Here is a 19,646-nt window from a genome sequence, read left to right on the forward strand (position 1 = left end):
GCCGATGCCCGACACGCAGCGCAGCCTCCCCCGACCATAAGGCCAAAACCGGCAGGCCGCCGGCCGCAAAGCCAAACCAGCCAAACAAAACAAACAAACGCCCGCCTCGCGCGGGCGTTTTTGCGTCCGCCAGATCGCAACGCTTCGACCTGCCACTGAATTGTCATCCAGCCGCGATTGGAGCCTCGACGTCTTTTGTTACGCTGCTGGCCGCGGCCTCAGCAACCGGCGGAGACGCAAGGCCGTCGATCTGCGCAGCGTCGCAGCCGGTTGCGGTGAGGGTTCCGGCGAAGGCCGCTGGGGGCTGGTAGCCGAGCGAGGAATGCGGCCTCGCCGTGGTGAAGTGCTGGCTCCATTCGGCGATGGCGCTGCGGGCGTGGTCGAGGCCAAAAGGCTCTCGTTCAACAACTCGTCGCGGATCCGGCCGTTGAAGGATTCGACGTGGCCGCTTTGTCGACGATGTTGAGCACGCGGAAGCGGCGGCCGCAGGCGAACAGATCATGCACGAAGTCCAGCGACCAGCCTGCGCTCGGCTTCGCGTCGACCAGGATCGGCGCCCGCATGCCGACCGCTCGTCGCCGCGCCGGCGCTTGCGCACCATCAGTCCGTCCTTCGATCAAGGGCCGGGCTCTGGTTTCAGATGGAGGAAAAACTCAGTTGCAGGTCAGACTGAAGAAATGCCGAGAAAGAGACACGCAGCGGAAGAGATCGTCACGAAGCTTCGGCAGATTGACGTGCCGAGCCGCGCAAGGTTCCGACGACACCGGATAACGACTTGGCTTTGACTGTCGACATCATCGCGCTCGCCATCCAGCATGGCCGCTTCGGCTATCGCCGCAACCAAACGGGGCCGTCTCTGGTTGGATGACAGTTCCTGCATCCGGCTGAGGCCGGAGTATCTCAACCATGAATGGTCCTACGATTTCGTCGAGGATCGAACCCACGACGGAAGGAAATTCCGCATGCTCAACGTGATCGATGAGTTCACAAGGGAATCGCCATCTGGGTGAGCCGGAAGCTGAAGGCCGTCAACGTGATCGAGTGCTCTCCGATCTGCTCATCCTGTGGCCTGCTGCCGGTTCCGTTGGACACCGAGATAAGGTGTCCAACGGAACTGGAGAGCGGGGATACAGAGAAGGCTGTGTTAGGGCTGGCCTGCCCCGGTGTGGGTTAGCGGCCATGTTGCAGGCGTCGTTCCAGCGAGTGGCTGTAGCGCGAGATGAAGAAGCAGAACGCGACATAAATCAGCGCAACGAAGATGTAACCCTCGAGCGCGAAGCTGCGCCATTGCGGGTCGCCCAGCGCCTGCTTGGTGGCAAGCAGCAGGTCGGTGAGGCCGACAATGCCGACCAGTGACGTGTCCTTGAACAGGCCGATGAACAGGTTGGCGATGGCCGGGATGGCATGGCGCAGCGCCTGCGGCACGACGACCAGGAGCGAGGTCTGCCAATAGGTCAGGCCGAGCGCCTCGGCCGCCTGCTCCTGGCCTTCGGGAACGGCCTGGAGGCCGCCGCGGATGGCTTCGGCAAGATAGGCGGCGCTGAACAGCGTGATGGCGGCCAGCGCCCGCAGCAGGGCATCGACCTGGACCTTGCCGGGCAAAAACAGCGGGATCATGAACGAAGCCATGAACAGGACGGTGACGAGCGGGACGCCGCGCACCATCTCGATGAAGGCGACGCAGATCGACTTGACGACGCGCAGCCGCGACCGGCGGCCGAGCGCCAGCACGACAGCGAGCGGGAAGGCGCCGACCATGCCGCCGAGCGCGAGGAAGACGGTCAGCGGCAGGCCGCCCCACAGGTCGGTCGGCACATATTCGAGGCCAAGCGCGTCGCCGCGCATCAGCACGATGATGGCGGCAACGCCGATGGCCCAGGTGGCGACGACAGTGCGCCAGCCAAAGCGCAGCGAGCAACTGGCAAGCACGAGGATGATGGCGAGCGCCAAGGCGGCGAGCGGTCGCCATTGCTCGGCATAAGGGTAGCGGCCAAACAGGATCAGCCGATACTTTTCATGGACGAACGACCAGCAGGCTCCGCCATTGGCGCGGCAGACGTCCGGGGCGGCGGCGACCCATGTCGCATCGATGAAGGCCCAGCGCAGCAGCGGCGGCACATACATGACGAATGCGGCGACCATCGCCAGCGTCAGCAGCGAGTTGCCGACGGAGCCGAACAGGCGCTGGCGCAGTTTCGGGACGGCGACGCTCATTTCATACCCACCAGCGCGACACGCGCATTGTACCAGTTCATCAAGGCCGAGATCGACAGGCTCATGGTCAGGTAAACGGCCATCAGGATGGCGATGACCTCGATGGCCTGGCCGGTCTGGTTGATGATCGTGTTGCCGATCGACATCAGGTCGGGATAGCCAATGGCGATGGCCAGCGATGTGTTCTTGGCCAGGTTGAGATACTGGCTGGCGAGTGGCGGCACGGCGACCTTCAGCGCCTGCGGGATGATCACCAGACGCAGCGTGTGGGCGCGGCTGAGGCCGAGCGAGGCTGCTGCCTCCGACTGGCTGCGGCTGACCGACATGATGCCGGCACGCAGGATCTCGGCAATGAAGGCGGCGTTGTAGAGCGACAGGCCGATCAGCAGTGCGGTCAGCTCCGGCGTCACCAGTCCGCCGCCGGAAAAGCCGAAGCGCGTCGGCTCAGGCACGTCGAAGGGCGTTGTGGCGGCAAGGAACAGCAGCGCGGCAATTGCCGGGCCGAGCAGCAACACGGCGCGCGGCCACAGCAGCGCGGGCGCACCGGTCAGGTCGGCGCGGCGGCGCGACCAGAAAACGTAGGCGATGGCGGCGACAGCACCGGCGATCAATGCGCCAAGGACGAGCCCGGCGCCGGAATGCAGGATGGGAAAATGCAGGCCGCTCTTGGCGAGGTACAGGCCTGGCAGAAGCTGCGGCGCGGCAGCTGCGGCCGGCAGCATCTGGGTCAACACCGCATACCAGACATAAAGCTGGAGCAGCAGCGGCACGTTGCGGACGAGCTCGACATAGGTGGTGGCAAGCGGCTTGACGAGCGGGTTGCGCGATAGCGAGGCGACGCCGACGATGGTGCCGACGACGGTCGACAGGATGATGCCAAGGATAGCGACGACCAGCGTGTTGAGCAGGCCGACGAGCAAAGCCTTGGCGAAGGTGGAGCTGGCGCTGTAGGCAATGAAACTCTGGCCGATCTCAAAACCGGAGGCCTGCCAGAGGAAGCCGAAGCCGGTGCGGATCGAGCGTTCTTCGAGATTGCCGATCAGGTTGATGGCAAGGAATGCGATGATGCCCGCGACAAGCGCGAGCACCATCACCTGGGTGGCGACAGCGCGAAAGGCCGGATCGCTCCAGCCTCCCGCCAAACGCATTGATTGAGATGCGCCCGTCATCGGCTCATCGCACGGGGAGGGCGTACATCTGGCCACCCTGCGTCCACAGGGCATTGGCGTTGCGCTCCATGCGCAGCGGGGTCTTGGGGCCGACATTGCGTTCGAAGATTTCGCCGTAGTTGCCGCCGCGCTTGATGGCGCGATAGGCCCAGCCGGCGTCGAGGCCGAGCTTTTCGCCCATGTCGCCGGAGGTGCCGAGCAGGCGCTGGATGGTCGGGTCCTGGCTGTCCTTCATCTGGTCGACATTGGCCTGGGTGATGCCCTTTTCCTCGGCCTCGATCAGCGCCATCATGGTCCACTTGGCAATGGTGTACCAGTCGAGGTCGTTGCGGCCGACGACAGGACCGAGCGGTTCCTTGGAGATCATCTCGGGCAGGATCACCCATTCGTCGGGGTTCGGCGCGTCGGAGGCGCGGACCGACGACAGGTAGGACATGTCAGCCGAGAAAGCCTGGCAGCGGCCGGAGAAGAAGGCAGCGCGCGCCTCGTTCTGCGACTCGAAGACAACAGGGGTGAACTTCTTGCCGTTGGCGCGGAAATAGTCGGCGAGGTTGAGCTCGCTGGTGGTGCCGGTGGCGGTGCAGATGGAGGCGCCGTCGAGGTCGAGCGCGCTCTTCAGGTCGAGCGACTTGGGCACGAGGAAGCCCTGGCCGTCATAGAAGTAGACGCCGGCGTAGAGCAGGCCGAGCGAGGCGTCGCGGGTCAGCGTCCAGGTGGCAACCGTGGTCAGCATGTCGACTTCGCCCGACTGCAGGGCGGTGAAGCGCTGCTGGGGGCTGAGCGGCACGAACTTTTCCTTGGCGGCGTCGCCAAGCACCGCCGACGAGACGGCGCGGCAGAAGTCGGTGGTCAGGCCGGTCCACTGGCCCGAGCTGTCGGCGATCGAGAAGCCGCCGATGCCGGTGGAAACACCGCAGACGACTTCGCCGCGCTGGCGAATGGCGTCGACGGTGGCACCTGCCTGCGCAGGCGCGCTTGCGCCGGCTGCGGCCGCCAGAAGCATGGCACCGGCCAGGCTCTTGTTGATCAGGTTGCTCATTGGATATCCCTCCCTTGATACTCCGCCCGGCCGTGGCCGTGCTGGCCATGACGTGCGGAAAGTTGCTGCCGCCCCCCTGGACGGCAAGATCCGGTTCGACCGGTATCGGAACGGCGCGCCGCTTGAGGCGCGCCGGAAGCGTCAGGTGACGGCGCGGCGCCTGTTGAAGCGCTCCTCGCGCCAGCTGCCCGAAATCATCACATCGTTGAAGGCATCGGCGGCGCGCCAGACGTCGGCGAAGCTGAGATAGGCGGGCGCGAAGCCGAAGCGCATCATGTCGGGGGCACGGAAATCGCCGACGATGCCGCGCTCCATCAGCGCCTGAACGACCGCATAGCCATTTTCGAAGGTGATCGAGACCTGGCTGCCGCGTACCGCATGGTCGCGCGGGGTAACGATTGTGGCGCCATGGGCAGAGCAGGCGTCCTCGACCAGCTCCATGAACAGGTCCGACATCGCCAGGCTCTTGGCGCGGAGGGCGCTCATGGCGACGTCTTCGATGGCGGCAAGGCCGGCATTGAGCGCGCGCAGCGACAGGATCGGCTGGGTGCCGCACAACAGGCGCCGCGCGCCGTTGTCGGGCCGGTAGCCGACTTCGAAGGCAAACGGCGAAGCATGGCCCCACCAGCCCGAAAGCGGCTGGCGCAGCGTCGCCTGGTGGCGCTTGGCGGCGTAGATGAAGGCGGGCGAGCCGGGACCGCAGTTCAGGTACTTGTAGGTGCAGCCGATGGCCAGGTCGACATTGCAGGCGTCGAGCTCGACGGCAATGACGCCAGCGCTGTGGCAGAGGTCCCAGACCGCAATGGCGCCGGCGGCGTGGATGCGGCTGGTCAGGGCGGCCATGTCGCGCAACTCGCCGGACTTGTAGTCGACATGGTTGACTAGGACGACGGCGGTGCGCTCGTCGATCAGGTCCTCGATGTTGTCGGCGTCGACGCCTTCGAGCAGCAGCTTGATGTCGGGACGGCCGGCGACGACGCCTTCGGCGACATACAGGTCGGTGGGGAAGCTGCCGGCCTCGGCGACGATGGTGGTGCGTCCTGGACGCAGCGACAGACCGGCCTGCAACGCCTTGTAGACATTGATCGAGACAGAGTCGCAGGCAACGGTCTGGCCGGCGCCGGCGCCGATCAGCGCACCGATGCGGTCACCGAGCGTGTCGACGAGGGAAAACCAGTTGGCGTCGTTCCAGCTGCGGACGAGGCCTTCGGCCCATTCCTTGCGCACGGCCGTTCCGATGTCGTCGAAGGCGGCAATCGGAGCGGGGCCGAGCGAGTTTCCGGCAAGGTAGACGACGCCTTGTGGCAGATGGAATCGCGCCTGCACATGGCGCAACGGGTCCGCCGCGTCGCGCTGCTCGATCTCGAGGGGAACACTTGCCCCCTTCACGGATACTGCCTGGTTCATCATGCCTCTGCTGTCGTCTCTGGAGCCGTCAAGCGACTCCCTTGAGCTTCGATCATTCTGCGGTGTATCGAAGAAGTCAACAGATATATATAATTCGACTTCGGGTGATGTGTTATATATAACGTGGCGGATTATATGAGAGGGGCATATGGACGAAGCCGAGGTCGCCACCAAGACGGAGTTTGCCTACCGCACGCTGCGGCAGGAGATCCTCGAAACGCGGCTGTTGCCGGGGGCGCCCCTGAAGCTGGGCGCCCTGCGCGATACCTACGGAATTGGCTGGACGCCATTACGCGAAGCGCTGTCGCGGCTCGAGGCCGAATACCTGGTCATTTCGAGCGCCAACAAGGGCTACACGGTCGCGCCGGTGTCGCTGGCGGAATTGAGCGACCTGACCAATGCCCGCCGCCTGATCGAGTTGCCGATGCTGGCGGACTCCATCGCCAACGGCGACGAGGCGTGGGAGACCGCACTTGTGGCCGCCCATTTCCGCCTGTCGCGCTGCAAGCCGCCGGTCGAAAATCCGGAAGAACACGTCATCAGCGACTGGAAAGAGCGCCACGAGGCGTTTCACCTGGCGCTGCTTTCGGCCAGCAAGTCGCAGTGGCTCATGCGCTTTTACATGCAGATCAAGGACCAGTTGCGCCGCCACCATCGCATCCTGGCGATAACGCCTGGCCTTGCGGCATCGAAGGGTCCGGAGTGGCGTGAAAGCACGACCTACCATGCATTGCGCGACGCGCTGGCGATCGAGCCGCACACCGAGCTGATGAATGCAGCACTGGACCACGACATCGACCGGGCGGTCGCCCTGCTGGGCGCGCATATCGAACTGACCAAGCAGGTGTACGTGGCGACCGACTTTCACCCGCCGGAACCCGACGCCTGAACCAACGGACGATGGCCGCCGCCCCAGTTGTTGAGCCTGGCGGCCGCAGACACATGCATTGAGGATTTTCATGGCTACCGCGCATTCCACCTGCAGCCCGACGCTCGTGCTGCTCAACGGCAAGGTTGTCGCCGACGACGGTATCCATGAGGCGGTGGCGATCTCGGGTTCGCGTATCGCCGCGCTTGGCACGTCTGCTGCTATCTCAGCCCTTGCGGCGGACGGTACGGACATTGTCGACCTTGCCGGGCGAACGGTCGTGGCCGGTCTCATCGACGGTCATGCGCATATGGACCGCGAGGGCCTGAAGAGCACGCTGCCGTCGCTGTCGGGCTGCCGTTCGATCGAAGACATCGTCGAACGGATCGCTGCCATCGCCCGCACCAGCAAGCCGGGCGAATGGATCGTGACCATGCCGATCGGCGAGCCGCCGAGCTATGAGGATGTGCTTGCCGGCATCGCCGAAGGGCGCTTTCCCGATCGCCGGGACCTCGACCGTGCAGCCCCGGACAATCCGGTCTATATCCGTTCGATCTGGGGCTACTGGCGCTCGGACCTGCCGCTGGTCTCTATGGCCAACAGTGCGGCGCTCAAGCTTGCCGGCATCGACGCCGCGACGGTTGCGCCGACGCCGTCGATCGAGATCTGCCGCAACGAGGCCACCGGGGAGCCGACCGGTGTCTTTGTCGAAACCAACAAGATGCCTGTGGTCGAGCTTTCGTTGATGCGCCAGGCGCCGCATTTCAGCCCAGCCGAGCGGGTGAGCGCGCTTGCTGCCTCGATGCAGGCCTACAACAGGGCCGGCACGACGAGCGTGTTCGAGGGCCATGGGGTGGCCTCCGAGGTGCTCGATGCCTACCGTGAAGTGCGGGCGAGAGGCCAGCAGACAGTGCGGGCCTCGATGATCTTCAGCCCCGCCTGGGGGACGACCTCGCCGGACGACTGCCGCGCGATGCTGAAATCGTGGGGCCACTGGCTGGCTGGGCGCGGCCTCGGCGACCAGTGGCTGGCCATGTCCGGCCTGTATGGCGAGATCGACAATTCGCTTGAGCGGGAGTTGCGCAGCGCGGCCTTTCCGCAAACCGGCTGGGCCGGCTTCCACTACAATTCGTCGTTGCCGCGCGATGCCCTGAAGACGGTGCTTGTCGAGGCGGCGCGCAACGGCATCCGGGCCGTCGGCATATTGCCCAACATGCTCGACCTGTTTGCCGAGGTCGACGACATCGTTCCGATCTCGGGCCAGCGCTGGGTGCTCGGCCATATCGTCTCGCTGACACCGGATCAGGTGAAGCAGATCGCCGACCTTGGCATGGCGGTCACCACCCACATGAGCGCCTATCTCTACAAGCGCGGCAGCGAGCTGGTCGAAAAGCTGGGCAAGGATCGCGCCAGTGAGATCGTGCCGCTGCGTTCGCTGCGCGATGCCGGGGTGCCGATCTCGCTTGGCAGCGACAATGTTCCGCTCAGCCTGTTTTATTCGGTCGCGCATGCCGTCAACCGCCGCGACCGCACCGGGGCGCTGATCGCCCCCGAACAGGCCCTGACGCGCGAGGAAGCGCTTGAATGTGCAGCGCTTGGCGGCGCGGCGCTGACTTTCGAGGAGGCCGACAAGGGCAGCATCGCCGTCGGCAAGCTGGCCGATCTTGCCGCGCTCTCGGCCGATCCCCTGAGCTGCGCTGCCGACGAGCTTGCGCAGATCGTGTCGGAGCTGACCGTGGTCGACGGTCGCATCGTCTACCGGCAACAATGAGGGGTGTGAGCCGCGTGATAGAGCCAGCAGTCCGAAAGCCCGTCATGAACAAGCAGAGCGTCGATCACGTCTTTCTCGACTACGATCAGGCACGGCTCGACCTGAACTACAATCAGAGCGCCTGGGCACCCAATGCGGGCGAGATCATCGCCTGGTATCGTTCGGCAAGCCTTGCCGCGCATGAACGGCTGCAATGCCGCAATCTCGCCTATGGCAACGGGCCGCTCGAGCGGATCGACCTGTTTGCGGCGCGTGACGTGAATGCGCCGCTCGTTGTTTATGTCCATGGTGGCGCCTGGCGCTCGCTCAACCGCATGGACAGCGCCTTTGCCGCCGAGGCGTTCGTTGCTGCCGGGGTGAATTTCGCTGTGCTCGATTTCGCCAGCATCCCCGATGCGAGGCTGCCCGACATGGTGGGACAGGTACAGCGCGGGATCGGCTGGCTAGCGCGCAATGGAGGCGAGTTTGGCTACGACGTCGGTCGGTTGGTCGTCGTCGGTCATTCGTCCGGAGCGCATCTTGTCGCGGCCGCACTTAGTGCCGCGACCGATAACCAGATCGCGCCTGGCACCGTCAGCGGGGCTGTCTGTGCCAGCGGTGCCTATGATCTCGAGGGAGCTATGCTGAGCGCGCGCGGGGCCTATCTGCAATTGAGTTCCGCCGAGGTCGACAAGTTCAGTCCGGTGCGGCATGTGGAGCGCATCGGCTGCCCGATGATCGTTGCCTGTGGCGACGGCGAGACCGATGAGTACCGCCGGCACGCGAAGGCCCTGCATGCCGGGCTGATAGAAGCCGGCAAGGCAAGCCAGTTCATTCTTGCCGGAGGCCAGAACCACTTCGAGTTCAGCCGGACGCTGGCAGACCAGGACGGCATTCTGTTTCGCGCAGGGCTGGATCTTGCTTTCAACGGAATTTGCTGAGGTCGTTGTCAACAAATTCATAGCAACTGCGGGTCCTAGCCGGGCGCTCGCATGTCGATTATCGAGCGCTGGCCGGTGAATTCTTCAGCACCTTTGGCCGGATTGTCAGCAAGGACCTGCCGCCTCGCCGAACACGGGCTCGAGACCCGTCGCAAGGTCGGCTTATTTTGGCTCGGCCAAGGATAGCAGATCCGGGACGCTGCAGTGCAGGTCGGAAATCAGGCCGTCGCGCAATCCGTATACCCACCCATGGATTCGGACGCGCTTGCCGCGTTTCCACGCTGTCTGCATGATCGGTGTCGCGGCCAGGCGGTCGACCTGCGCGCGAACATTCAGTTCGCAAAGCAGATCGAGTTTCGAGGACTGGTCCGACGTCCGCGCCAACTGATCCTTGTTGCGCTCGGCGACGTCGCGGATTGGTTGCAACCAATGATCGACGATGCCGTGCCGGTGGTCTTCCTGCGAGGCATGGATCCCGCCGCAGCCATAGTGGCCGCAGACGATGACATGCGAGACCTCAAGCACGTCGACCGCATATTCGAGGACGGATAAAAGATTGAGATCGCTCGGGTGAACCATGTTCGCCACATTGCGGTGAACAAACACTTCACCTGGCTCAAGTCCTGTAATGGTGTTGGCAGGGACCCTGCTGTCGGAGCATCCTATCCATAGATATTGCGGCTTTTGCAGGCGGGAAAGGCGCTCGAAATAGCGCGGATCCGTACGCTTGCGTTCCTCGGACCAATGGCGATTGTTTTCCAGCAAGTCATTGAGCATCACACTACCTTCTCCAGAAGCGCCATTGTCGCATGCACGGACCTCGGTTTGATACAGCTCCAAATCGCGGCAGCCATCCGATGGTTTGGTCAGTCTTCTCCCAGTTCGCGAGGAAGGCTTCAATATCCTCGCCGTCCGGGAGGGGTGACTCCATGCGTCACCTGCAGCTTGGTGCGTTTGCCGCCACGATGGTGTTCCCACCCGTGGTGCATCTGGTCAAGCCCCATCGCGGCTATGCTGGCAACGCCGGCCAGCGGAGCAACAGGGCAAGCGCGCCATGCGTGGCTACGGTCGTGGGCGCGGCATGACGCTGAAGCTGCTGGAGCAACTCAACGAACTCGAGATCGCCGCCAAGCTGCCCGTGCCTCTGCGTGATCTTTCAGCCAAGCTTCGCGGCGAGCAGGCGCTCGGCAAATTCCACAAAGCCGTCACCTGAATGTCCATCCGTCACGAATTTGGGTTTGTCGGCGATCTGAGAATTGAAGTCGAGAACATTGGCGACGCCGATCGAGAGGGGAAAGGCCCCAAACATCGGCTCGTCGTTTGGCGAATCCCCGGTGAATGCCACGACAGCGCTCTGTTCTGTCGGCGGGCACGAGAATTCATCGGCCAGCACGGCGCGGGACATTGACAGCTTGTCGTATTCGCCGAACCAGCCATTCACATGGATGGAACTGACGCGTGCCTGAGCGCCGGCGGCCTCGAACAGGGAAACGATCGACCTTACTGCTGCGTCCGAAAGGCGGGCTACGTCCTCGCAATAGTCGATCGCGAGGTCGGCGACACGATATGGTTGGTCGCTCGCAAGACCAGCACCGTCAACTTCCGCAAGGATTTCCTGTGCGAGCGCGTCGAGACGTACGCGGTTGGCCCGGCGCGAGGCCTCATCGGTCCAGTAGCGCTGAAGCATGCGCCGCTGCTTGGAGCAATACTGGAAGTAGAGGGCGCCATTTTCTCCGATCACGCCAGCTACCGGCCACATTCGGGCGATGTGATCGCACCATCCGGCTGGCCGCCCCGTAACCGGGATAACCGAAACGCCGGCTTGCTGGAGCCTTTCCAGTGCCATATACGCCGCTGCGGGCAGCCGGCCATCCGTCGTGATGGTGTCGTCGATGTCGCTCAGCAGGAAACGAACGGAGCGTAGGCTTGCTGGATCAAGTTGATCGAGAGGGAGCATGCGATCATGTCCGGTTTCTGCTATCGAACGGCTTCCGCGCCCAGAAATCATATCGCCGTGCTCCGTGCGTTTCATGCCAGTCTCCATTGCGCAACGATTGTCCGTGCCGGGTAGCATTTGTTTTGCATTCGAAATAGCTCTATAACGAATAAAAATCGAACGTCATTTTGGGTGCCCAGCGGATGTCGACGGAACGATTGACTGCGATCATGGAAATTGCTCGGCGAGAGGGGCGTGTTAGCGTCACCGCGCTTTCGGAATTATTCCAGGTTACGCACCAGACGATTCGCAAGGATCTGCTGGATCTTTGCGATCAGAGACTGCTGGCCAGAACGCATGGCGGGGCGGTGCTTTCCGCTGAAGTAGAGAACGTGCACTACGACGCGCGTCGCCAGATCAGGGCTGACGCGAAGGAGGCCATCGGGCGCGCCGCCGCCGATTATCTGCCCGACAACGCCTCGCTTTTCATGAACATCGGGACCACTACGGAGGCCGTCGCCAGAGCCTTGCTTCAGCACAAGGGCCTTAGGGTCATAACCAACAGCATCAACGTTGCAAGTGCGATGGCGGCATATCCGAACATCGAGGTTTCTGTAGCCGGCGGTGTTGTAAGAAGCGCTGATGGAATGATCGCAGGTGAAAAAACCGTAGATCTAATAAATCAATACAAAGTCGACTACGCGATTATCGGAATATCATCCATCGATGAAGATGGGGTTCTTCTCAACTACGATTTTCAGAACGCGAAAGTCGTTCAGGCCATGATTGCAAATAGTCGGCACGTCATTCTGGTTGTCGACTCCACAAAATTTGAGCGCTTGGCGCCGGTGCGTGTGGCCACGCTCGATCAAATTGACCTGCTGGTCACAGACCGGTGCACCCCGGAGCATATTCGCAAGCACTGCGTCGATCATGGAATCGAGTTGCTGGAGACAGCGCCCGAAGCTTGAGAGGCTGCTCGCTCCCGCCTATTTCGGTTGACTTTCGATTTCTAACGATATCAAAGAGCAAACGATACTTTTGGTTTTTGGGAAGCGGCGGCGCATCATGTCGAGCAGTTTGGCGATCCGTTCGGTGAATAAGTTCTTCCCGTCATCGCAGCGTGGCGCGCCCGTACAGGTGCTTTACGACTTCTCGTTTGAGGCCAACCCTGGGGAGTTTGTCGTTTTTCTTGGCGCCAGCGGGTGTGGGAAGTCGACGGCGTTGCGTTTGATCGCCGGGTTGGAAACGCCCCAGTCTGGCGAGATTGTGATCGACGGCCAGGTCGTCAACGACCTTTCCCCGGCCCGCAGAAAGTTGGCGATGGTCTTCCAGACCTATGCGCTTTTCCCCCATCTCAGTGTCGCGGAAAATATCATATTTGGCCTGAAGGTCCGGCGGGTTCCCAAGAAGGAGCGCCAGGATCGCCTCATGAAGGCCGCTGAGCAGCTGGAACTGTCGGGGCTGCTGCAGCGCAAGCCCGCGCAGCTCTCGGGCGGGCAGCGCCAGCGCGTGGCGCTTGGTCGCGCGCTTGTCAGCGGCGCGTCGCTCATCCTGATGGACGAGCCTCTTTCCAATCTTGACGCGAAGCTGCGCCAGCAGATGCGCGCCGATCTACGGCAGCTTCAGCGTCGGCTCGGGCTTACCGTCGTCTATGTCACGCACGACCAGGTCGAGGCCATGACCATGGCCGACAAGGTGGTCGTCATGCGCAATGGACGTGTCGACCAGATCGCCGACCCGTTGACCCTGTACAGGACGCCCGCGCGGGCTGAAGTTGCGCGCTTCATAGGCTCGCCTCCCATGAATCTGATCAAGTGCCTGGTGACGGATGGCGGCTTTCAAGTGGTGGGTTCGGACGTTGTTGTCGGGGCGAATCGCGCCGGCATTTCGGTCGGTCGCGAGGTGTTGCTGGGAGTTCGCCCCGAAGATCTGATCCTCGAGGCGGGCGAGTTGTCCTTCGAGGGGCGCCTCGACTCGGTCGAATTGCTTGGAGCCGATCAGCTTGCCAAGCTGGATGTCGGTGGCTCCGATCAACTCATAGCACGCATCCACAATGCCAGAAGGGTGGAGGAGGGTGGCCGCTACACCGTCGGGTTGAACGCCGCGGATGTGCACCTCTTCGACGCATTGAGTGGCGAGCGGATCAACTAGTCGCGAAATCGCAGGAGGGAAGGCCATGATGTCCGGATTGAAGGCGCAGTATTGGTATGGTGGTGCTGTGGCATTGGCCGCGGTGTTGGGGATGTCGATTGCCGCTCCGGCGATGGCTGCCGACAAGACCAAGATAACCCTGCTTTATCCGATTGCCGTCGGTGGGCCGCTTGAAGGGGTGATCAATGGCCTCGTGGACGAATTCGAGGCAGCCAACCCGACGATCGAGGTCGATGCCGTGTATGCCGGCGGATATCGGGACGTCGAGGTTTCGGCGCGTGCGGCGATTGCTGGCGGCGATGCGCCGGCCGTCGCGCTGATGGAAGCAACCCAGATGTACGAACTGATCGATCTGGGGTTCATCAAGCCGTTTGACGATCTGGCGAAGACCCCCGAAGACCGGGCATGGCTGGGCGACTTCTATCCGGCCTTCATGAGCAACAGCAAGGACGAGGCCGGCAAGACCTGGGGCATTCCGTTCCAGCGCTCGACGGCTGTCCAGTATTGGAACAAGGATCTGTTCAAGAAGGCTGGCCTTGATCCCGACAAGGCGCCTGCAACCTGGGATGAGCTGATCCAGGTTTCCAAGAAGCTTCAGGCGGACGGCGGGGCCGATTGGGGCGTCGGCATACCATCGTCTTCAAGCTGGATGTATCAGTCGATTGCGCTGCAAAATGGCGTGGTCCTGTCTGCGCCGGATGGCAAGTCGGCCGATTTCACCAACCCGGCCGCTATCGAGGCGCTCCAGTGGTATGCGGACCTCAGCCTGGTCCACAAGGTGCAGGCCCCAGGCGTTATCGCCTCGGGAACGCTTCCCCAGGCCTTCTTCGAAGGCAAGTTTGCCATCATGTGGCAGAGCACGGGGAGCCTGACCCATGTCCTGGAAAACGCACCCTTCGAGGTTGGTGTCGGCATGTTGCCAGGAAACAAGCGGCGTGGTGCAACCGCTGGCGGGGCCAATTTTTATGTGTTTTCCGCGGCTTCGGAAGAAAAGCAGCAGGCGGGGTTCGAGTTTGTCAAGTTTCTGACCCGGCCAGAAAACGCTGCCAGGTGGACGGTTGCAACCGGATATGTCGCGCCAACCCCCAAGGCTTGGGAAGTCGGCCAGTTGAAGGAACTCGCTGCCAAAGTGGAGGGCTATGCCGTCGCGCGCGACCAGTTGGAGTTCTCCGACCGCATGTTTGCGACATTCAGCCAGGGCCGGACCTATGGTTTGCTCAACTCCGCCGTCCAGGAAGCCATAACCGGGCAGAACTCCGCCAAGGATATCCTGACGCGGCTTCAGGGCGAGGCTGATGCCATACTCGCTCCGTACAACAAATAAGCTGCCGCCACGATGCTTCAGCTGCAAGTGATGGGAAATTCAGGTGCCGGGCCGTTCCGTGGAGCGGCCTGCACCGGCTATGTTGTCTCGTCAGCCGGCACCCGCATCCTGATTGATTGCGGCCCTGGTGTCGCGACTGCTCTTTCCCGGGCCGGCGTTCATCTGGACGCGATTTTCATCACGCATTTGCATGCGGATCATTGCTTTGACCTGATCCCTCTGGCGATGAGCCTTCGGGTTCAGAACGGAGTTTCCTCCGGCCGAATCTTGCATGGTGCCTCCGATGGGGGTGTCCAACCAATTCCCGTGTACATGCGTCCCGGTGGACGCGAGATCGTACAGGGTATCGAGTCCTTTTTCCCGGTCCGCTCGGCGGCGCCGTTTGCCTCGCTTACCGGTGGCTTGCTCGAGTTCAGGGAATGGTCCGATACCGAAGGCGTGACGGTGGGCGCCCTGCGGGTGCAGCCCTTTCCGGTGCAGCACTCCGTTCCCGCAGTCGGCATGGTCATCAGCGATTCGGAAAGCCGCCTCGCCTTTACCGGCGATACCGGGCTTTTTGACGGTCTCGTTGCCGCCTGCACAGGTGCGGACGCAATTCTTTCCGAGGCATCGCTCATCGCAAAGCCCTCGCAGAGGCAGCACATGTCGGCAAGAGATGCTGGCGAACTCGCGCAGCGCGCGGGAGTGGACCTCCTGATCCTCACACATTTCGTTGAAGGTGGGGAGGATGTGGAGGCGCAGGCGATGGCTCTGGCGGCGGAGCGATATACCGGCAAGATCGTGACGACGATTTCTTCCCCAACCATCAATCTCGGCGAGGCTGTGTCATGACAATCCAGGACACGGAATTCCGCGCCCCGCGACAGCGCCTGCTTTCGCCATTGAACCGCATACCCAATTCAGTTTTCGCGTGGCTGATCCTTCTGCCTGCGATATTGGGCCTTTGTGCGTTTTCCATCGTTCCGATGGCGACGGGCATATGGAGAAGCTTGCAAGGTACCGGGGTAGATGCCCAGTTGAGCCTCGCCCAGTATGAGGTGATGTTCAACGATCCGATCTTTCGGACGGCCCTGGCCAACAACCTGCTGTTTTCCATCGTCACAGTTCCGGTGAGCCTTGGCCTCGCCATGATGATGGCCGTGCTGGTGAACCGCCGTTTCAGGGGTCGAGCTCTGGTCCGGCTTGCGTTTTTTACGCCCGCGATGCTTCCCGTGGTCGGTGCCGCATCGATATGGCTGTTCATGTATCAGCCCGATTTCGGCGTCATCAACATGATGCTTGAGAAGATCGGGTTTGCACGACAGAACCTGTTGGGCCAGCCCTCCACAGTCCTGCCTTCCCTGATGGTCGTCATGATCTGGAAGGAAGCCGGCTTCTTCATGTTGCTCTATCTGGCGGCGCTGCAGTCGATCCCAGGAGAGCTCAACGAGGCGGCCGTGCTCGAAGGCGCCAGTGAATGGTATCGCTTCCGCCGCATCACGTTTCCGCTGCTCATGCCGACCACGCTGTTTGCGTCCATCGTGGCCATCGCCAATAGCTTCAAGCACGTCGATTTCTTGTTTGTCATGACGAATGGCGGCCCAGCGAACGCGAGCAATCTGCTTTTGTACCACATTTGGGACACGGCTTTTATTCAGTTTCGACCCGCCTATGCGGCGGCTGTGAGCACGTTCCTGGTTTCCATTCTGGTGTTCCTCGCGGTGGTGCAGATCCGCGCATTGGATCGCCGAATTCACTATCGCTAGCGAGGTTGCAATGTCGGTTCGCGGATGGAAGAATCGGATTGTCCAGGGGCTGGGAGTTGCTCGCACATGGCTTTTGGCCGGCGTCTGGATCGCTCCGCTGGCGTATGTCCTGTGGGCGAGTTTTCGAGAACCCAATGTCGCACTGTCGTTCGACATAACCAGCGGCTGGACCTTCGACAATCTGCGGACTGTCTGGAAGGCGGCGCCGTTTGGCCTCTACTATCTCAATACCGCGATGCTGGTTTTGGGGCTTTCCGCAGTCCAGATCGTGATAGGCACGCTGGCAGCGTACGCTTTTGCCCGGTTTGAGTTCCCCGGAAAAGAGCTTCTCTTTTTCTTCATTCTTATTCAGCTGATGATCTTTCCTGAAATCATGCTTCTGGAAAACTTCAGGATCGTCTCGGCGCTGGGGCTGTACGACACCATTCCAGGCATCGGCATCGTTTCGGCTGCAAGCGCTTTTGCGATTTTCCTGATCAGGCAGGCGTTTCGCAGCGTGCCGAAGGAACTGGTGGAAGCCGCGGAGGTTGAGGGGGCATCGAGACTGGGCATCCTCTGGAAGGTCTACATCCCGGTAACGCGGTCGTCGATCGCCGCATTCGCGCTGATTTCGATCAGTTCCCACTGGAACAGCTTCCTATGGCCGCTCATTATCACGCGTTCGCCCGAAGCACGACCAGTGACAGTCGGCATTGCCAGGTATCTCGCGCCCGACACCGGATTGAGCATCACGGCGCTATCCGCGGGGACGGTAATCGTCGTCGGTCCCTTGCTTGTATTCTTCCTGATCTTTCAGAAGAAATTCATGCAAAGCTTCGTCAGATCCGAAATCGGGTAGAGCGAATTCTTTCGGATATTTGTTGGTAAGGGGTTAGTATGTCTGCACGACAGTGGTGCACGGACGATTTCTTGGTCATTGGCCATCGTGGGGCTGCTGGCCTTGAGCCCGAAAACACCCTGGAAAGCTTTTCGGCAGCATATTCGGCCGGTGTTCGGGCGATCGAACTCGACGTGCATTGGAAGATGCCTGAACTGCTGGTGATTCACGACGCGACGGTCGATCGAACCACCAACGGGACGGGATCGATTGACGGCCTGTGCCTTGCGCAACTCCGGGAACTCGATGCCGGCAAAGGGCAGAGGATCCCGACGCTGCGGGAGGTTGTCGGCAGTTTGCCGGCAAACGTGGCCCTCAACATCGAACTGAAAGGGCCGGATACGGCGGTGCCGGTGCACGAACTGCTTGTCGGGCATCGCAACATCGACGTTCTGATTTCGTCATTCAATCTTGCAGAACTGGAGCGGTTTCGCAGCCTGGATCCTCTGATGCCCGTAGCGCCGCTCTTTGGCCGCTCCTATGTCGCAAGGGAAGCTATGGTGGAAGCAGCCATCAAGCTTCAGGCTTGTTCCATCAATCTCAGCATGGAACTGGCGACGCCCGAAACGATCCGGTTCATCCGGTCCCATGGCTACAAGGTCCTTGTATATACCGTGAACGAGCTGGCAAAGGCCCGCCAACTCAAATCAGACGGCGCCAGCGGCCTGTTTACGGATCGCCCCGATATCGTCAGCGAGCCCGTGCTGAGCCACGCCGGGGTGGCTTGACGCCGCCGTGTGCCCGCTGGTTCGCTGGCAGACAAATCAGCGGCGTCGCGCGCATGGCCGCAGCAAGTCCTGACATCTCTTAGGTGTCCGGGCGCGCCTTCGGCACCTTCACTCAGCATTTTTGCACGACTTGGCGACCTGGTTCTGGTCGTGCGGGGTGACAGGTGTCGCGATGGAGTCGACCGGCGTCCATTGGATACCGGCCTTCGAGATCCTCGAGCAGCACGGCTTCGAGGTGATCCTGGTGAATGCCCGCTGAGACGTGCCCGGACGGAAGACCAATGTCAGCGATGCCGGCTGGCTGCGGCAGCTGCATTCATACGGCCTGTTACGTGGCAGCTTTCGCCCCGGCGGAGATCGCCGCGCTGCGGTCCAATCCGCACCAGCGGGAACGGCTCGTTGAATATCAGGCGAAGATCGCCTGATGCGACGGGAAGCTGGAAGCGTCGGTCGGCGCGCTGACGGTCCGAGGCGTGAGCTCGACGCCATTGGCGAAGGCGCGCTTCCGTCAGAAGCCGGTCGGGGCATCGGCGTTCGATGTCCGGGCCGCCCTGCACGGCGTTCTTGGGGGACCTGACCGAGGTCCACGGCATCGGACCATCCCTGGCGTTGAAGCTGGGCGGAATGCGGAACCGATCTGACGGCCTTGCCGAGCGCCAAGCACTGTACTTCATGACTCTGTCTCGTCCCCCGGCAACAGGATACTGGCGGCAAGCAAGCTGCTGTCGTCGCGGACGCGACGATCCTCAAGTCGAGCCGCAGCCCTGTTGCGGCTGGCCACGATTGCCATCGGGCGCAGCGCGATACGGCCCTCGGGGCATTCTATCGACGGCTGTCGTCTCGCATCGGCCAGCAAAAGGCGGGACCGCCACCGCCCGCAAGATCGCCGTTCTGTTCTACAACACGCTCCGCTTTGGCATGACGTATCGCGATCCCGGCGCAGCAGCCTATGACGAGCGCCCAACCTCCGACGCCGTGCCCGAGCTCGGGCAACGTCTGGGACAATGCCGCGATGGAGAGCTTCTTCTCTTCACTCAAGGCCGAGCGCACGGCGCGCAAGGTTTACGGGACGAGGGATGACGCCAGGGCCGACGTGCTCGATTACATCGAGCGCTTCTGCAACCCTTGGCGAAGGCACTCGACACTGGGCTGTCTCAGCCCCATCGAGTTCGAGGCAAAAGCCATATTGGATTAACCTCGTGTCCGAAGAACCGGCAGCAGGCCATAGTCCTAAAGCACGCAGTGTCAACCGTTCCGCCAATCACCGCGTGGCAATCAGCTCTGCGCGCGATATCGCCGGCGTGCCTTGGGTCCTGGAACGCAGTTTTTGCGGTTGTTGGGGTGGTGCGATTCCCTGGGGTGGGGGGTGTTTCGCGTGGGTGGCGGTATGTTGTTTTGGTGTTTCGCGTTTTGATTGAATGGGTTGCCGGGATTTTGTGAGGTGTGGCCTGGGCTCTGGGTGAGCTTCCGCAGGGTTTTGCAGGGTTTGGGGAT

At 62.0% G+C, this 19,646-nt stretch carries 17 protein-coding genes and 4 pseudogenes; 14 read left to right on the forward strand and 7 right to left on the reverse strand.

Annotated elements, in window-relative coordinates; genetic code table 11:
• Positions 1–163: 163 nt before the first annotated feature.
• Positions 164–613, reverse strand: a pseudogene (locus PCJ21_RS21840) (integrase core domain-containing protein); the annotation flags it as partial.
• Between the two features lie 120 nt (positions 614–733).
• Between PCJ21_RS21840 and PCJ21_RS21845 the strand changes: the two are divergent.
• Positions 734–995: pseudogene (locus PCJ21_RS21845) on the forward strand (IS3 family transposase); the annotation flags it as partial.
• A gap of 175 nt (positions 996–1,170) precedes the next feature.
• Here the strand turns inward: PCJ21_RS21845 and PCJ21_RS21850 are convergent.
• From PCJ21_RS21850 to kynU, 4 genes are all read right to left on the reverse strand, one after another.
• On the reverse strand, positions 1,171–2,214 hold the full coding sequence (locus tag PCJ21_RS21850) for an amino acid ABC transporter permease (protein ID WP_269933538.1): 1,044 nt from the start codon (positions 2,212–2,214) through the stop codon (positions 1,171–1,173).
• The gene (locus PCJ21_RS21855; protein WP_269933539.1) at positions 2,211–3,362 is read right to left on the reverse strand and encodes an amino acid ABC transporter permease; all 1,152 of its coding nucleotides are present in this window, start codon (positions 3,360–3,362) and stop codon (positions 2,211–2,213) included. Before PCJ21_RS21855 ends, PCJ21_RS21850 begins: the two co-directional genes overlap by 4 nt.
• A gap of 25 nt (positions 3,363–3,387) precedes the next feature.
• Positions 3,388–4,422, reverse strand: a complete 1,035-nt coding sequence (locus PCJ21_RS21860) for an amino acid ABC transporter substrate-binding protein (RefSeq protein ID WP_269933540.1) — start codon at positions 4,420–4,422, stop codon at positions 3,388–3,390.
• 141 nt (positions 4,423–4,563) lie between these two features.
• Entirely contained in the window at positions 4,564–5,829 is a 1,266-nt protein-coding gene (gene kynU / locus PCJ21_RS21865) for a kynureninase (protein ID WP_269933541.1), read from the reverse strand.
• A gap of 148 nt (positions 5,830–5,977) precedes the next feature.
• On the opposite strand from kynU, the gene PCJ21_RS21870 reads away from it, so the two are divergent.
• From PCJ21_RS21870 to PCJ21_RS21880, 3 genes are all read left to right on the forward strand, one after another.
• The gene (locus PCJ21_RS21870) at positions 5,978–6,718 is read left to right on the forward strand and encodes a GntR family transcriptional regulator (protein WP_269933542.1); all 741 of its coding nucleotides are present in this window, start codon (positions 5,978–5,980) and stop codon (positions 6,716–6,718) included.
• Between the two features lie 70 nt (positions 6,719–6,788).
• Positions 6,789–8,468, forward strand: coding sequence for an amidohydrolase (locus tag PCJ21_RS21875; protein ID WP_269933543.1), 1,680 nt, complete (start codon positions 6,789–6,791; stop codon positions 8,466–8,468).
• A 44-nt stretch (positions 8,469–8,512) separates the two neighbouring features.
• On the forward strand, positions 8,513–9,388 hold the full coding sequence (locus tag PCJ21_RS21880) for an alpha/beta hydrolase (protein ID WP_269933544.1): 876 nt from the start codon (positions 8,513–8,515) through the stop codon (positions 9,386–9,388).
• 162 nt (positions 9,389–9,550) lie between these two features.
• On the opposite strand, the gene can is transcribed toward PCJ21_RS21880, so the two are convergent.
• Positions 9,551–10,165 carry a carbonate dehydratase gene (gene can, locus PCJ21_RS21885; RefSeq protein WP_269933545.1) on the reverse strand — a complete coding sequence of 205 codons (615 nt, stop codon included), beginning with the start codon at positions 10,163–10,165 and terminating at the stop codon, positions 9,551–9,553.
• A gap of 277 nt (positions 10,166–10,442) precedes the next feature.
• Between can and PCJ21_RS21890 the strand changes: the two genes are divergently transcribed.
• Positions 10,443–10,601, forward strand: coding sequence for a hypothetical protein (locus tag PCJ21_RS21890; protein ID WP_269933546.1), 159 nt, complete (start codon positions 10,443–10,445; stop codon positions 10,599–10,601).
• Here the strand turns inward: PCJ21_RS21890 and PCJ21_RS21895 are convergent.
• Positions 10,545–11,420, reverse strand: a complete 876-nt coding sequence (locus PCJ21_RS21895; RefSeq protein WP_333474419.1) for an HAD-IIB family hydrolase — start codon at positions 11,418–11,420, stop codon at positions 10,545–10,547. The two genes, PCJ21_RS21890 and PCJ21_RS21895, sit on opposite strands and share 57 nt — an antisense overlap.
• Before the next feature lie 107 nt (positions 11,421–11,527).
• On the opposite strand from PCJ21_RS21895, the gene PCJ21_RS21900 reads away from it, so the two are divergent.
• From PCJ21_RS21900 to PCJ21_RS21940, 9 genes and pseudogenes are all read left to right on the forward strand, one after another.
• Positions 11,528–12,295, forward strand: coding sequence for a DeoR/GlpR family DNA-binding transcription regulator (locus PCJ21_RS21900; protein WP_269933547.1), 768 nt, complete (start codon positions 11,528–11,530; stop codon positions 12,293–12,295).
• A 97-nt stretch (positions 12,296–12,392) separates the two neighbouring features.
• Positions 12,393–13,478 (forward strand): ABC transporter ATP-binding protein, encoded by a 1,086-nt coding sequence (locus PCJ21_RS21905; protein WP_269933548.1) that lies wholly within the window; start codon positions 12,393–12,395, stop codon positions 13,476–13,478.
• Between the two features lie 25 nt (positions 13,479–13,503).
• Positions 13,504–14,802 (forward strand): ABC transporter substrate-binding protein, encoded by a 1,299-nt coding sequence (locus PCJ21_RS21910; RefSeq protein WP_269933549.1) that lies wholly within the window; start codon positions 13,504–13,506, stop codon positions 14,800–14,802.
• A 12-nt stretch (positions 14,803–14,814) separates the two neighbouring features.
• Positions 14,815–15,633, forward strand: coding sequence for an MBL fold metallo-hydrolase (locus PCJ21_RS21915; RefSeq protein WP_269933550.1), 819 nt, complete (start codon positions 14,815–14,817; stop codon positions 15,631–15,633).
• The gene (locus tag PCJ21_RS21920) at positions 15,630–16,547 is read left to right on the forward strand and encodes a carbohydrate ABC transporter permease (RefSeq protein WP_269933551.1); all 918 of its coding nucleotides are present in this window, start codon (positions 15,630–15,632) and stop codon (positions 16,545–16,547) included. The genes PCJ21_RS21915 and PCJ21_RS21920 overlap by 4 nt, the downstream gene beginning before the upstream one ends.
• Before the next feature lie 10 nt (positions 16,548–16,557).
• Positions 16,558–17,385 carry a carbohydrate ABC transporter permease gene (locus PCJ21_RS21925; RefSeq protein ID WP_269933552.1) on the forward strand — a complete coding sequence of 276 codons (828 nt, stop codon included), beginning with the start codon at positions 16,558–16,560 and terminating at the stop codon, positions 17,383–17,385.
• Between the two features lie 71 nt (positions 17,386–17,456).
• Complete coding sequence (locus PCJ21_RS21930) at positions 17,457–18,152, forward strand: glycerophosphodiester phosphodiesterase (RefSeq protein ID WP_269933553.1); 696 nt, start codon at positions 17,457–17,459, stop codon at positions 18,150–18,152.
• A gap of 112 nt (positions 18,153–18,264) precedes the next feature.
• Positions 18,265–18,556 (forward strand): annotated as a pseudogene (locus PCJ21_RS21935) (IS110 family transposase); the annotation flags it as partial.
• 581 nt (positions 18,557–19,137) lie between these two features.
• Positions 19,138–19,347 (forward strand): annotated as a pseudogene (locus PCJ21_RS21940) (IS3 family transposase); the annotation flags it as partial.
• Positions 19,348–19,646: the final 299 nt, after the last annotated feature.

The sequence above is a fragment of the Aminobacter sp. HY435 genome, assembly GCF_027568395.1.
GTDB lineage: Bacteria > Pseudomonadota > Alphaproteobacteria > Rhizobiales > Rhizobiaceae > Aminobacter.

Coding starts and splice junctions, on each gene's coding strand:
- PCJ21_RS21850 (WP_269933538.1), bottom strand. CDS start 2,214: ATGAGCGTCGCCGTCCCGAAACTGCGCCAGCGCCTGTTCGGCTCCGTC.
- PCJ21_RS21855 (WP_269933539.1), bottom strand. CDS start 3,362: ATGCGTTTGGCGGGAGGCTGGAGCGATCCGGCCTTTCGCGCTGTCGCC.
- PCJ21_RS21860 (WP_269933540.1), bottom strand. CDS start 4,422: ATGAGCAACCTGATCAACAAGAGCCTGGCCGGTGCCATGCTTCTGGCG.
- kynU (WP_269933541.1), bottom strand. CDS start 5,829: ATGAACCAGGCAGTATCCGTGAAGGGGGCAAGTGTTCCCCTCGAGATC.
- PCJ21_RS21870 (WP_269933542.1), top strand. CDS start 5,978: ATGGACGAAGCCGAGGTCGCCACCAAGACGGAGTTTGCCTACCGCACG.
- PCJ21_RS21875 (WP_269933543.1), top strand. CDS start 6,789: ATGGCTACCGCGCATTCCACCTGCAGCCCGACGCTCGTGCTGCTCAAC.
- PCJ21_RS21880 (WP_269933544.1), top strand. CDS start 8,513: ATGAACAAGCAGAGCGTCGATCACGTCTTTCTCGACTACGATCAGGCA.
- can (WP_269933545.1), bottom strand. CDS start 10,165: ATGCTCAATGACTTGCTGGAAAACAATCGCCATTGGTCCGAGGAACGC.
- PCJ21_RS21890 (WP_269933546.1), top strand. CDS start 10,443: ATGCGTGGCTACGGTCGTGGGCGCGGCATGACGCTGAAGCTGCTGGAG.
- PCJ21_RS21895 (WP_333474419.1), bottom strand. CDS start 11,420: ATGAAACGCACGGAGCACGGCGATATGATTTCTGGGCGCGGAAGCCGT.
- PCJ21_RS21900 (WP_269933547.1), top strand. CDS start 11,528: ATGTCGACGGAACGATTGACTGCGATCATGGAAATTGCTCGGCGAGAG.
- PCJ21_RS21905 (WP_269933548.1), top strand. CDS start 12,393: ATGTCGAGCAGTTTGGCGATCCGTTCGGTGAATAAGTTCTTCCCGTCA.
- PCJ21_RS21910 (WP_269933549.1), top strand. CDS start 13,504: ATGATGTCCGGATTGAAGGCGCAGTATTGGTATGGTGGTGCTGTGGCA.
- PCJ21_RS21915 (WP_269933550.1), top strand. CDS start 14,815: ATGCTTCAGCTGCAAGTGATGGGAAATTCAGGTGCCGGGCCGTTCCGT.
- PCJ21_RS21920 (WP_269933551.1), top strand. CDS start 15,630: ATGACAATCCAGGACACGGAATTCCGCGCCCCGCGACAGCGCCTGCTT.
- PCJ21_RS21925 (WP_269933552.1), top strand. CDS start 16,558: ATGTCGGTTCGCGGATGGAAGAATCGGATTGTCCAGGGGCTGGGAGTT.